The 14,701-nt window shown below is 75.0% G+C and carries 1 protein-coding gene; it reads left to right on the top strand.

Going from position 1 to position 14,701, the window contains the following annotated elements:
- Positions 1–14,701, top strand: a 14,701-nt coding sequence (locus tag ABT095_RS37545) for a type I polyketide synthase (RefSeq protein WP_350534113.1), incomplete at both ends; no start/stop codon positions are given.

The raw sequence follows: 14,701 nt of genomic DNA, 5'->3' as shown, positions 1-14,701 counted from the left end.
GCCGCCGACGTGTCGGACCGCGTCTCGCTGGCCCGGGCCCTTGAGGGCCTGGAGCTGTCGGCCGTCGTGCACGCCGCCGGTGTGCTGGACGACGGTGTGCTGGAGGGCCTGACGGCCGAGCGGCTGCGCTCGGTGGTTGCCGCCAAGGCGGACGCGGCGCGCTACCTGCACGAGCTGACGCTTGGGCAGGAGCTGGACGCCTTCGTGCTCTTCTCCTCCCTCTCGGGCACGCTGGGTGCGGCCGGTCAGGGCAACTACGCGGCTGCCAACGCCTACCTGGACGCCCTTGCGCTGCACCGCCGTTCGCTGGGCCTGCCTGCCACCTCGGTGGCCTGGGGTCCGTGGGCCGGCGCCGGGATGGCAGCCGACGAGTCCGCCGTCGAGGACCGGATGCGCAAGGCCGGAATCCCGGCCCTGGCCCCGGAGTTGGCGCTCACCGCGCTCCAGCAGGCGGTCGGCGGCGGCGAGGCGGTCGTGGTGGCCGCCGACCTCGACTGGTCCCGCTTCGCCCCGGCCTTCACCGCGACCCGGCCCAGCCGCCTGATCAGCGGCATCGCCGAGGCCCGCCAGGCCCTCGAGGCCGCCGCTGCCGGGCCCGTCACGTCCGAGGAGCCCGCCGGTACGGCCCTGGTCCGCGAGCTGCGCGCCATGACCGAGGCCGATCAGGCCCGTACGGTCGTGGAGCTGGTCCGTGCCCAGGTCGCCACGACCCTCGGCCACTCCTCCGTCGCGGCCGTCGAGGCCGACCGCCCGTTCAAGGAGTTCGGCGTCGACTCGCTGACCGCCGTCGAGCTGCGCAACCGCCTGACGGCCGTCACCGGCCTCGCCCTGCCCAGCTCGCTGGTCTTCGACCACCCCACGCCGGCGGTGCTCGCAGACTTCCTGCGGGCCGAGCTGTTGGGTGCGCGGACCAAGGGCGCGGTTGAGGCTTCGGTGACTGTTGCTGCTGCGGACGACGCGATCGCGATCGTCGGGATGGCCTGTCGGTTCCCGGGCGGGGTGGATTCGCCCGAGGGCCTCTGGTCCCTGCTCGCCGATGGTGTGGACACCGTGGGTGACTTCCCGGCCGACCGTGGGTGGGATCTGGAGCGCCTGTACCACCCGGACGCCGACCACCCCGGGACGTCGTACGTCCGGGTCGGTGCGTTCTTGCAGGAGCCGGGCGGTTTCGACCCCGGGTTCTTCGGGATCTCGCCGCGTGAGGCGCTGGCGATGGACCCGCAGCAGCGGCTGCTGCTTGAGACCTCCTGGGAGGCGTTCGAGCGGGCGGGTGTGGACCCGCAGTCGGTGCGCGGCTCCCGGACCGGTGTCTTCGTCGGCACCAACGGCCAGGACTACCCCGCCCTGCTGCTCAGCGCCGTCGAGACGGCCGAGGGCCACCTTGGCACCGGCAACGCGGCCGCCGTGGTCTCCGGCCGGGTGGCGTACACCCTCGGTCTGGAGGGCCCGACCCTGACGGTCGACACGGCCTGCTCCTCCTCACTGGTGGCACTGCACCTCGCCATGCAGGCGCTGCGCACCGGCGAGTGCACGATGGCGCTCGCGGGTGGTGTGACGGTCATGTCCACCCCCGCGACCTTCGTGGAGTTCAGCCGCCAGCGCGGTCTCGCGCAGGACGGGCGCTGCAAGGCGTTCGCCGAGGCGGCGGACGGTACGGGCTGGGGCGAGGGCGTCGGCATGCTGCTCGTCGAGCGGCTGAGCGACGCGCAGCGCCTGGGCCACCCGGTGCTGGCCGTGGTCCGCGGCAGCGCGATCAACCAGGACGGTGCGTCCAACGGCCTCACCGCCCCCAACGGCCCGGCTCAGCAGCGGGTGATCCGCCAGGCCCTGGCCTCCGCCGGCCTGACGGCCGACCAGGTCGACGCCGTCGAGGCGCACGGCACCGGCACGGCGCTCGGTGACCCGATCGAGGCCCAGGCCCTGCTCGCCACCTACGGCAAGGACCGTGAAGTCCCGCTGCTGCTCGGCTCGGTGAAGTCGAACATCGGTCACACCCAGGCCGCCGCCGGTGTGGCGGGCGTGATCAAGATGGTCATGGCGATGCGCCACGGCGTGCTGCCGCAGACCCTGCACGTCGACCAGCCTTCGACGCATGTCGACTGGACCGCAGGAGCCGTCGAACTGCTGACGGAGCGCCGGAGTTGGCCCGAGACCGGGCGTCCGCGCCGGGCCGCCGTCTCCTCCTTCGGGGTCAGTGGCACCAACGCCCACACCATCATCGAGCAGGCCCCGGCGGTCGCCGAGGTCGAGCCCGCCCAGACCCATGGCCCGGCCACCGCGCTGCCCTGGCTGGTCTCCGCCCGGACCGAGGAGGCCCTGGCCGACCAGGCCGCCCGCCTGGCCGCCTTCGTCGCCGAGGACGACACCCTCGACCTGACCGCCCTCGCCGCCGCACTGGCCACCACCCGCTCGACCTTCGAGTACCGGGCCGCCCTGGTCGGCAGCACCCGTGAGGAGCTCACCGCCGCGCTGGCCGCCCTGGCTGAGGGCCGCCCGGCCCCGGGCGTGGTGCTCGGCGAGGCCAAGGGCGCCCCGCGCACCGCCGTGCTCTTCTCCGGGCAGGGCAGCCAGCGGGCCGGGATGGGGCGTGAACTGTACGCCGCCTTCCCGGTGTTCGCGGACGCGCTCGACGCGGTGTGCGCGCAGTTCGACGCCGAGCTGGACCAGCCGCTGCGCGAGGTCCTGTTCGGGGACTCCGACCTCCTTGACCAGACCGTCTGGACCCAGGCCGGCCTGTTCGCGATCGAGGTCGCGTACTTCCGCCTGATCGAGTCCTGGGGCATCCGCCCCGACTACCTGACCGGCCACTCGATCGGTGAGCTGGCCGCCGCGCACGTCGCGGGTGTGCTCGACCTGGCCGACGCCTGCAAGCTGGTCGCCGCCCGTGGCCGCCTGATGCAGGCGCTGCCGGCCGGTGGCGCGATGCTCGCCGTGCAGGCGACGGAGGCCGAGGTCCGGGCCGCGCTGGCCGACTACGTGGACGTCGCGGCCGTCAACGGGCCCGAATCGGTGGTCGTCTCGGGCGCCGAGGCGGACCTCGCGGAACTGGAGACCGCCTGGCGGGCCCAGGGCCGCAAGGTCAAGCGCCTCACCGTGAGCCACGCGTTCCACTCGCGGCTGATGGAGCCGATGCTGGCCGAGTTCCGGGCCGTCGCCGAGACGCTGACCTACCACGCGCCGCGCGTCCCGGTGGTCTCCAACCTGACCGGCAGCCTGGACACCGATCTGGCCGACCCCGAGTACTGGGTGCGGCACGTCCGCGAGGCCGTCCGCTTCGCCGACGGGATCGCCACCCTGCACGGGCAGGGCGTGACCACCTTCCTGGAGCTCGGCCCCGACGCCGTGCTCTCCGCCCTCGCCCCCGAGGGCGCGCTCGCCGTACCGGTGGCGCGATCGGGCCGCGCCGAGGTCGAGGCGCTGGTCGCCGCCGCCGCCCGGCTGCACACCCACGGCAGCAAGCTCGACTGGGCGGCGTACTTCGCCAACTCCGGTCCGCTGCGGCTGGATCTGCCGACCTACGCGTTCCAGCAGGTCCGCTACTGGCCGACCATCGCGCCCGCCAAGGCCGCGGCCGTCGCCGACACGCTCGACGCCTCCTTCTGGGCCGCCGTCGAGCAGGAGGACCTGACCGCGCTCGCCGCAGTGCTGCGCTCCGAGGACGTCGCCGACCCGGAGTCGGCCGCCGAGGCGCTCTCCCCGGCGCTGCCGGTGCTCGCCACCTGGCGCAGCCGCCGCCGCGAGCGCCACACCACCGACACCTGGCGCTACCGCACCCGGTGGAAGCCCGTCACCGAGCTCAACGGGACGGGTCTGTCCGGCCGTTGGCTGCTGGTCGCCACCGGTGAGGCCACGGACGTCGAGGCCGCGCTCGCCGCGCACGGCGCCCAGCCGGTCCGCCTGACGGTGGCCGCCGGTACGACCCGCGCGGAACTGGCAGAGCTGCTCGGCGAGTTCGCCGGTGACCTGGCCGGGGTCGTCGCACTGCTCGAAGGCGCCGGTGAGGCCCTCGCCCTGGTGCAGGCGCTCGGTGACGCGGCCGTGGCCGCGCCGCTGTGGCTGCTCACCCGGGGCGCCGTCTCGGTCGGCCGCTCCGACCAGCTGACCGCGCCCGAGCAGGCACAGCTGTGGGGCCTGGGCCGGGTCGCGGCCCTGGAGCACCCGGACCGCTGGGGCGGTCTGCTCGACCTCCCCGAAACGCTGGACCAGCGGGCCGCCGCCCGCCTGTGCGCCGCGCTCGCCCAGCAGAGCGAGGGCCGGCAGGGCGAGGGCCGGCAGAGCGAGGACCAGCTGGCCGTGCGTGCCTCCGGCGTGTTCGCGGCCCGTCTCCAGCGCTCGCCGCGTGCCGAACTGGCCGTCGGCGACTGGACGCCCTCCGGCACGGTGCTGGTCACCGGCGGGACCGGCGCGCTCGGCGGGCAGCTGGCCCGCTGGCTCGCCGCCCGGGGCGCCGAGCGCCTGCTGCTGCTCAGCCGCCGTGGCCCCGAGGCCCCCGGCGCGGCCGGACTGGCCGATGAGCTGCGCGCGCTGGGAGCGGACGCCGAGCTGATCGCCTGCGATGTGACGGACCGTCAGGAGCTGGGCCGGGTGATCGAGGGCCGTGCGCTGACGGCCGTGGTGCACACCGCCGGCGTCCTGGACGACGGCGTGCTCGACACCCTGACCCCCGAGCGGCTGCACGCCGTGCTCGCCGCCAAGGCCGACGCCGCGCGCAACCTGCACGAGCTCACACTGGACCAGGAGTTGGCGGCCTTCGTCCTCTTCTCCTCCACCACCGGCACCCTGGGCGCCGCCGGCCAGGCCAACTACGCCGCCGCCAACGCCTACCTGGACGCGCTCGCCGTCCACCGCCACACCCTCGGCCTGCCCGCCACCTCGCTGGCCTGGGGCCCCTGGGCGGGCACCGGAATGGCCGCCGAGGAGGCCGTGGTCGAGGAGCGGATGCGCAGGGGCGGTATGCGGCCGATGGCCGCCGAGCCCGCCTTCGCGATCCTCGGCCAGGCCGTGGCCGAGGACGAGCCGGTGCTGGCCGTGGCGGACCTGGACTGGGAGCGCTTCCTCCCCGCGTTCACCGCCGCCCGCCCGGCCCGCTACCTGGCCGACCTGCCGGAGGCCCGTACCGCCGCACCGGCGGCCACTCCCGAAAACAGCGGACAGGGCGGCCTGACCGGCCAGCTGGCCGCACTGAGCGCCCCCGAGCGGGAGCGCGCGCTGCTGCAGCTGGTCCGCACCCACACCGCGCTGGTGCTCGGCCACGCCTCGGCCGAGGCCGTCAAGGCCGACCGGGCCTTCCGCGAGCTCGGCATCGACTCGCTGACCGCCGTCGAGCTGCGCAACGCGCTGAGCCGGGCCACCGGCCTGCGCCTGCCCGGCGGCCTGGTCTTCGACCACCCGACGCCCGCCGTGCTGGCCGCCTGGCTGCACGCCGAGCTGTTCGCGGTCGAGAGCGAAGGCGCCCCCGTCGCGGCGGCGGCCGACCGGACCGACGAGCCGATGGCGATCATCGGCATGGCCTGCCGGTTCCCCGGCGGGGTCGCCACCCCCGAGCAGCTCTGGCAGCTGCTGGTCGGCGAGGGCGACGCGGTCGGCCCCTTCCCGACCGACCGTGGCTGGGACCTCGGCAGCCTCTTCGACGCCGACCCCGAGCACGTGGGCACCTCGTACGTCCAGGTCGGCGCGTTCCTCGACGGCGCCGGCGAGTTCGACCCGGGCTTCTTCGGGATCTCGCCGCGTGAGGCGCTGGCGATGGACCCGCAGCAGCGCCTGCTGCTCGAGACCTCCTGGGAGGCCTTCGAGCGCGCGGGCCTGGACCCGCAGACCCTGCGCGGCTCGCACACCGGTGTCTTCGTCGGCACCAACGGCCAGGACTACGGCCACCTGCTGGTCGGCGCCCAGGACGAGCTCGGCGGCCACCTCGGCACCGGCAACGCCGCCAGCGTCGTCTCGGGCCGCCTCTCCTACACCTTCGGCCTGGAGGGCCCGGCGGTCACCGTCGACACGGCCTGCTCCTCCTCGCTGGTCGCCCTGCACCTCGCCGCCCAGGCGATCCGCAGCGGCGAGTGCTCGATGGCGCTGGCCGGTGGTGTGACGGTCATGTCCACCCCCGGGGTCTTCATCGAGTTCAGCCGCCAGCGCGGCCTGGCCACCGACGGCCGCTGCAAGGCCTTCGCGGCCGGGGCCGACGGCACCGGCTGGGGCGAGGGTGCCGGCATGCTGCTCGTCGAGCGGCTCAGCGACGCCCAGCGCCTGGGCCACCCGATCCTCGCCGTGGTCCGCGGCAGCGCCGTCAACCAGGACGGCGCCTCCAACGGCCTGACCGCCCCCAACGGCCCGGCCCAGCAGCGCGTGATCCGCGCCGCCCTGGCCGGCGCCCAGCTGACCGCCGACCAGATCGACGCCGTCGAGGCGCACGGCACCGGCACCGCGCTCGGCGACCCGATCGAGGCCGACGCGCTGCTCGCCACCTACGGCCGCCGCCGCACCGACGGCCGGGCGCTGCTGCTCGGCTCGGTGAAGTCCAACATCGGCCACACCCAGGCCGCCGCCGGTGTCGCGGGCATCATCAAGATGGTGCTCGCGATGCAGCACGGCGTGCTGCCGCGCACCCTGCACGTGGACGCGCCGTCCCCGCACGTCGACTGGACGGCGGGCGCCGTCGAGCTGCTCACCGACACGGTGGCCTGGCCCGAGACCGGGCAGCCCCGCCGGGCCGGCATCTCCTCCTTCGGGGTGAGCGGCACCAACGCCCACACCATCATCGAGCAGGCCCCGGCCCCGGCCGGCGCGGAGCCGGCCGCCCCGGCCCGCGAACTGCCCACCCAGCTCTGGCCGCTGGCCGGCCGCACCGCACCGGCCCTGCGCGAGCAGGCCGGGCGCCTGGCCGCCCTGCTCGCCGAGCAGCCCGAGCTCGCCCCGCTGGACCTCGGCTACTCCCTGGCCACCAGCCGCTCCGCCTTCGAGCACCGCGCCGTCCTGACCGGTGCCACCCGCGAGGAGCTGACCGCCGCGCTGACCGCCCTCGCCGAGGGCGGCGAGGCCCCCGGCCTGGTGACCGGCCCGGCGGGGGAGGAGCAGCCGCTCGCGCTGCTCTTCACCGGCCAGGGCAGCCAGCGCGCCGGGATGGGGCGTGAACTGTACGACGCCTATCCGGTGTTCGCGGACGCGCTGGACGCGGTGTTCGCCCACCTGGACGGCGAGCTGGACCAGCCGATGCGCGAGGTGATGTTCGACCCCGGGTCGGAGCTGCTGAACCAGACCGTCTGGACCCAGCCCGCGCTGTTCGCCTTCGAGGTCGCGCTCTACCGCCTGGTGGAGTCCTGGGGCGTCCGCCCGGACTTCCTGGCCGGGCACTCGATCGGTGAGATCGCGATCGCGCACGTGGCCGGAGTGCTGTCGCTGGCCGACGCCTGCACGCTGGTGGCGGCCCGTGGCCGCCTGATGCAGGCACTGCCGAGCGGCGGTGCGATGCTCGCGGTGCAGGCCTCGGAGGGGGAGGTCCGAGCTGCGCTGGTCGAGGGTGTCGACGTCGCGGCGGTCAACTCGGCCGACTCCGTGGTGGTTTCGGGCATCGAGGGCGCTGTCGCCGAGCTGGAGGCCGCCTGGCGCGCCGAGGGACGGCGGGTCAAGCGGCTCACGGTCAGCCACGCGTTCCACTCGGCGCTGATGGAGCCGATGCTGGACGAGTTCCGTAGTGTCGTGGAGACGCTGACCTTCGCGCAGCCCCGGATCCCCGTGGTGGCCACCAGCGTTGGTGAGTTCGCCACGGCCGAGTACTGGGTGCGCCACGTCCGCGCGGCGGTCCGCTTCGCGGATGCGGTCACCAGCCTGCGTGAGCAGGGAGTCCGCAGTTTCCTGGAGATCGGCCCGGACGGCGTGCTGTCCGCGCTGGCCGAGGGCATCCCCACCCAGCGCTCCGGCCGCCCCGAGACGCTGGCCCTGGCCGCCGCCGTCGCCCGCCTGTACGTCGGGGGCGCGCGGATCGACTGGGAGGGCTACTTCGCCGGTACCGGCGCCCGGCGCGTCGACCTGCCGACCTACGCCTTCCAGCGCACCCGCATCTGGCCGCGCCTGACCGGCGCCCCGGCCGGGTCCGCGACCGGGCTCGGGCTCAGCCCGGCCGGGCACCCGCTGCTCGGCGCCGCCGTCCACCTGGCGCACGACGAGGGCCTGGTGCTCACCGGGCTGCTCTCCACCCGCACCCACCCCTGGCTCGCCGATCACGCGATCCTGGGCACGGTGCTGCTGCCCGGCACGGCCTTCGTGGAGCTGTCGCTGCACGCCGGCGACCTGCTCGGCTGCGACCGCCTGGACGAGCTGACCCTGCAGACACCGCTGGTGCTGACCGAGGACGCCGCTGTCCGGCTGCAGGTGCGGGTCAGCGGCGCGGACGAGGACGGCCGACGCTCCGTCACCATCTCCTCCCACCCAGCCGAAGCACCCGCCGAGACGCTCGACGGCGACGCCGCCTGGACCTGCCACGCGCTCGGCGAGCTGAGCCCGGCCGGTGCCGGGACCGCCGCCGAGAGCCTGACCGAGTGGCCCCCGGCGGGTGCCGCCGTGGTCGAGGTCGGCGGTCACTACGAGCACCTCACCGCTCAGGGCTACGGCTACGGCCCGATGTTCCAGGGCCTGCGGGCCGCCTGGAAGCGCGGCAACGAGGTCTACGCCGAGGTCGTGCTGCCGGAGGGCGTGCAGGCCGAGGCGGCAGCCTACGGTCTGCACCCGGCGCTGCTCGACGCGACCCTGCACGCCGTCGGTCTGGGTGACTTCATCGGCGTCACGAAGGAGGAGGCCGCCTCCGGCCAGGGCCGGCTGCCGTTCGCCTGGACCGGTGTCTCGCTCCACGCCACCGGTGGGTCCGCACTGCGGGTCCGCCTGACCGCCGCCGGCCCCGACGCCGTCGCGCTCACCATCGCCGACCCGGCCGGTGCGCCGCTGGCCTCGGTGGACTCGCTGGTGCTCCGCCCGGTCTCGGCCGAGCAGCTGCGCAGCGAGCCCGTCGCCGACGGCGACCCGATGTACCGCCTGTCCTGGGAGGCCCTGGGCACGACCGGCGAGCCCGCCGACGGCCCGCTGACCGTGCTCGGCGAGCTGGACACCGCGCTGACCGTGCGGCAGATCGCTGACTTGGCCGAACTCGGCACCGACGTACCGTTGTTGGTGCTCGCGCCGGTCGCCGGCCCGGACGCCCCCGAGCGGGCGCTGGCACTGGCGCAGCGCTGGCTGGCCGAGGAGCGGTTCGAGGCGGCCCGGCTGGTGCTGCTCACCCGCGGCGCGGTCGCCACCGCGCCCGGCGAGCCGGTCACCGACCTGGCGGGCGCCGCCGTCTGGGGGCTCATCCGCTCGGCCGAGGCCGAGAACCCCGGCCGCCTGGTCCTTGCCGACCTGGACGGCGCCGCCGACTCCTGGGCCGCCCTCCCGGCCGCCCTGGCCACCGACAGCGCCCAACTCGCCCTGCGCGCCGGTGCGGTGCTGACGCCGCGCCTGGCCCGGGTCGAGGCCGCCGCCGAACTGGCGCTGCCCGCCGAGGCGGCCGCCTGGCGCCTGGACAGCACCGAGCGCGGCACGCTGGACGCGCTGCGCCTGGTGCCCGCCCCCGACGCCGAGGCAGAGCTGCCCGCCGGGCACGTCCGGATCTCGGTCCGGGCCGCCGGGGTCAACTTCCGCGACGTGCTGAGCGCGCTCGGCATGTACCCCGGCCCGGCCGGCCTGCTCGGCGGCGAGGGCGCGGGCGTGGTGGCCGAGGTGGCCCCGGACGTCACCGGACTCGCGGTCGGTGACCGGGTGTTCGGCATGTTCGCCGGCGGCTTCGGCTCGCTGGCGATCGCCGACGAGCGGATGGTCACCCGCCTGCCGCAGGGCTGGAGCTTCGCCGAGGCGGCCTCCGTCCCGATCGTGTTCCTGACCGCCCTGTACGCCTGGACCGACCTGGGCGCCGTCCGGCCCGGTGAGCGCGTGCTGGTGCACGCCGGTACCGGCGGTGTGGGCATGGCCGCCATCCAACTGGCCCGCCACCTGGGCGCGGAGGTCTTCGCGACGGCCGGCCCCGGCAAGTGGGACACGCTGCGTTCGCTCGGTCTCGATGACGACCACATCGCCTCCTCCCGTGACCTCGCCTTCGCGGAGAAGTTCCTCGCCGTGACCGGCGGGGAGGGCGTGGACGTCGTCCTCAACTCCCTCGCGGGCGAGTTCGTGGACTCCTCGCTCAGCCTGCTGCCGCGTGGCGGCCGGTTCCTGGAGATGGGCAAGACCGACATCCGGGCCGCTGCGCCCGAGGGCGTCGCCTACCGGGCCTTCGACCTGGTCGAGGCCGGTCCGGTCCGGATCGGCGAGCTGCTGGCCGAGCTGCTCGGCCTGTTCGCGGCGGAGGCCATCGAGCTGTCGCCGGTACGCAGTTGGGACGTCCGGCAGGCGCGTGACGCCTTCCGGTTCGTCAGCCAGGCCAAGCACATCGGCAAGGTCGTCCTCACCGTCCCGGCCCGGCTCGACCCCGCGCGTGAAGTGCTGATCACCGGTGCCACCGGCACCCTGGGCGGATTCGTCGCCCACCATCTGGTCACCGAGTACGGCATCCGCAAGCTGCTGCTGCTCAGCCGCAGCGGCCTTGGGGCCGCCGGCGCCGCCGAACTGGTGGCCGAGCTGGCCGAGTTGGGCGCCCAGGCCGAGGTGGTCGCCTGCGACGTGGCCGACCGCGAGGCGCTGGCCGCCGTGCTGGCCGGCCGTGAGCTGACCGCAGTCGTGCACACCGCCGGTGTGCTGGATGACGGCGTGATCGGCTCGCAGACGGCGGAGCGGCTGGCGGGCGTGTGGGCGCCGAAGGCCGGTGCAGCCTGGACGCTGCACGAGCTCACCAAGGACCAGGACCTCGCCGCGTTCGTGCTCTTCTCCTCCGTCGCGGGCACCCTCGGTGCCGGTGGCCAGGCCAACTACGCGGCGGCCAACGCCTACCTGGACGGTCTGGCCGGCCACCGCCGCTCGCTCGGCCTGCCCGGCACCTCGTTCGCCTGGGGCCCGTGGGACCAGTCCGGTGGCATGACCGCCACCCTGACCGAGGCCGACGTCTCCCGGATGGCGCGCGGTGGTCTGCTGCCGCTGACCCGGGCCCAGGGCCTGGCCCTGCTGGACGCCGGGCTCGGCTCGGCGGGCGCGGCCCTGGTCGCCCTGCGGATCGACCTCGGCGCCCTGCGCGGCGCCGCCGCCGTCGGCGCGCTGCCGCCGGTGCTGCGCGGCCTGGTGCGCGGGGCGGTGCGCCGGGTCGCCGGTGCGGCCGGTGCCGCCGCCGGTGGGCGGTCGGCGCTGGTCGAGCGGCTGGCGCCGCTGGCCGAGGCCGAGCGGTCGGCGGCGGTCCTGGAGCTGGTGCGGGGCGCGGCGGCGGCGGTGCTCGGGCACGGGTCGCCGGCGGCGGTGGAGCCCGGCCGGGCGTTCAAGGAGCTAGGCTTCGACTCGCTGACCGCCGTCGAGCTGCGCAACCGCCTCGGCGGTGCGACCGGCCTGCGGCTGCCCGCGACGCTGGTCTTCGACTACCCGACCCCGCAGGTGCTGGCCGAGTACGTGCTCGGCGAGCTGGCGGGCGAGCTGGGCGGGGCTGCGGTGGCCACAACCCAGGTGGTCACCGTCGCAGCCGGGGCGGACGAGCCGCTGGCGATCGTCGGCATGGCCTGCCGGTTCCCGGGCGGGGTGGACTCGCCCGAGGCGCTGTGGCAACTGGTCAGCACCGGCGGCGACGCCATCGGTGACTTCCCGGCCGACCGCGGCTGGGACTTGGACAGCCTGTACGACCCCGAGGCCGTCCGGGCCGGTACCTCCTCCGTCCGCGAGGGCGGCTTCCTGTACGGCGCAAGCGAGTTCGACCCCGGCTTCTTCGGCATCTCGCCGCGCGAGGCGCTCGCCATGGACCCGCAGCAGCGCCTGCTGCTCGAGGTCGCCTGGGAGACCCTGGAGCGGGCGGGCATCGACCCGGCCACCGTGCGCGGTTCGCGCGCGGGTGTCTTCGTCGGCGCCGCCGCCTCAGGCTACGGCACCGGGCTGCTGAGCATGCCGGAGGGCGTCGAGGGGCACCTGCTCACCGGCAACACCCCGAGCGTGATCTCCGGCCGGCTCTCCTACACCTTCGGCCTGGAGGGCCCGGCCGTCACCGTCGACACGGCCTGCTCCTCCTCGCTGGTCGCCCTGCACCTCGCCGCGCAGGCGCTGCGCGGCGGCGAGTGCTCGATGGCACTGGTAGGCGGCGTGACCGTGATGGCCACGCCGGGTATCTTCACCGAGTTCTCCAAGCAGGGCGGCCTCTCCGCCGACGGCCGCTGCCGCGCCTTCGCGGCCACGGCCGACGGCACCGGCTGGTCCGAGGGCGCGGGCATGCTGCTCGTCGAGCCGCTCTCCCAGGCGCGCCGCCTGGGCCACAACGTGCTCGCGGTGATGCGTGGTTCGGCCGTCAACCAGGACGGCGCGTCCAACGGCCTGACCGCCCCGAACGGTCCGGCTCAGCAGCGGGTGATCCGCCAGGCGCTGGCCAACGCCGGTCTGACGGCGGATCAGGTGGACGCCGTCGAGGCGCACGGTACCGGCACGGCGCTCGGTGACCCGATCGAGGCCCAGGCCCTGCTCGCCACCTACGGCAAGGACCGGGAGACTCCGCTGCTCCTCGGCTCGGTCAAGTCCAACATCGGTCACACCCAGGGTGCGGCCGGTGTGGCGGGCGTGATCAAGATGGTGCTCGCGCTGCAGAACGGTGTGCTGCCGCAGACCCTGCACGTGGACGAGCCCACCCCGCACGTCGACTGGACGGCGGGCGCGGTCGAGCTGCTGACGCAGAACCAGGACTGGCCGCAGACCGGGCGTCCGCGCCGGGCCGCCGTCTCCTCCTTCGGCGTCAGCGGCACCAACGCGCACGTCATCCTGGAGCAGGGCGAGACCGTCCCGGCCGCCGAGGCCGACGCGCCTGCCCCGGCCGTACTGCCGCTGCTGCTGTCGGCCCGCGACTCCCAGGCGCTGCCCGCCCAGGCGGCCCGTCTGCACGAGTACCTGACCGGCCACCCCGAGGCCGATCCGCTGGACGTCAGCTACTCGCTGGCCACCGGCCGCGCTGGCCTGGAGCACCGCGCCGTGCTCACCGGCACCGACCGCTCCTCGCTGCTGGACGCCCTCGCCGCCTTCGCCGCGAACGGTGAGGCCGCGGGCGCGGTCCGGGGGACCACCTCGGCGGCCAAGTCCGCCGTGCTGTTCTCCGGCCAGGGCAGCCAGCGGGCCGGGACGGGACGTGAACTGTACGGCACGTTCCCGGTGTTCGCGGATGCGCTGGACGAGATCTGCGCGCAGTTCGAGCTGGAGCGGCCGCTGCGAGAGGTGATGTTCGACGTCGAGAGCGATCTCCTTGACCAGACCGTCTACACCCAGGCGGGTCTGTTCGCGATCGAGGTCGCGCTCTACCGCCTGGTCGAATCGTTCGGTGTGAAGACGGACTTCGTGGCCGGGCACTCGATCGGCGAGCTGGCGGCGGCGCACGTCGCGGGTGTGTTCTCGCTGGCGGATGCGTGCAGGCTGGTGGGCGCCCGTGGCCGGCTGATGCAGGCGCTGCCGGCCGGTGGTGCGATGCTCGCGGTGCAGGGCGCCGAGGAGGACGTCCGGGCCGTGCTCAAGGGTGCGGTGGACATAGCGGCCGTCAACGGGCCTTCGGCGGTGGTGGTTTCGGGCGCGGAGGCGGATGTCGCCGCGTTGGAGGCGGCTTGGCTGGAGGAGGGCCGGAAGGTCAAGCGGCTCGCCGTGAGCCATGCGTTCCACTCGCCGCTGATGGAGCCGATGCTGGCCGAGTTCCGTGCGGTGGCCGAGGAGTTGACCTACCACGCGCCGCGCATCCCGGTGGTCTCCAACCTGACCGGTGGATTGGCCGAGGTAGGCGCCGCCGACTACTGGGTGCGCCATGTCCGCGAGGCGGTCCGCTTCGCCGACGGCGTCCGGACCCTGCACGAGAACGGTGTCCGCACCTTCCTGGAGCTCGGCCCCGACGGCGTGCTGACCGCGATGGCTGAGAGCGTGCTCGCCGAGCGGGAGGCCGCGCAGAGCACCCCGTCCCGCCTGGTCTCCGCGCTGCGCCGGGACCGTGCGGAGGCGCAGCTGCTGGTGGCCGCGCTCGGCACCCTGCACGTGCGGGGCATCGCGGTCGACTGGGCCGCCTACTACGCCGGTACCGGCGCCGGCAGGGTGGACCTGCCGACCTATGCCTTCCAGCGCACCCGCTACTGGCTGGAGATGGGCATGCCCGCCGCGCTCGCCCTGGCGGCCGGTGCGGCCGACCCGGTCGAGGCCCGGTTCTGGGAGGCCGTCGAGCGCGAGGACGTGGCCGCTCTGGCGGTGCTCGAGGAGGGTTCGCCGCTTGCGGAGCTGGCCCCCGTACTGCCGGTGCTGGCGGACTGGCGCCGTCGCCGCCGCGAGCAGTCGGCCGGTGAGAGCCGGCAGTACCGGCTCGGCTGGAAGCCGTGGTCCGGGGCGAACAAGGCTGCGCTGTCCGGCCGTTGGCTGCTGGTCGGGTCGGACGAGATCGGTCTCGGTGCGGCGTTGCTGGCGCACGGTGCTGCTGAGGTGGTGCGGGCGGAGTCGGTCGAGGTGGTGGCCGTTGGTGACTACCAGGGTGTGGTGTCGCTGCTGTCGGGTGTCGAGGAGGTGCTCGCGCTGCTGCAGCTGGGGTTGGTTGCTCCGCTGTGGTGCTTGA

Origin of the sequence: Kitasatospora sp. NPDC002227 (assembly GCF_040296285.1) — a bacterium.
Lineage (GTDB): Bacteria > Actinomycetota > Actinomycetes > Streptomycetales > Streptomycetaceae > Kitasatospora.
This window is presented reverse-complemented; position numbering and strand designations above follow the sequence as displayed.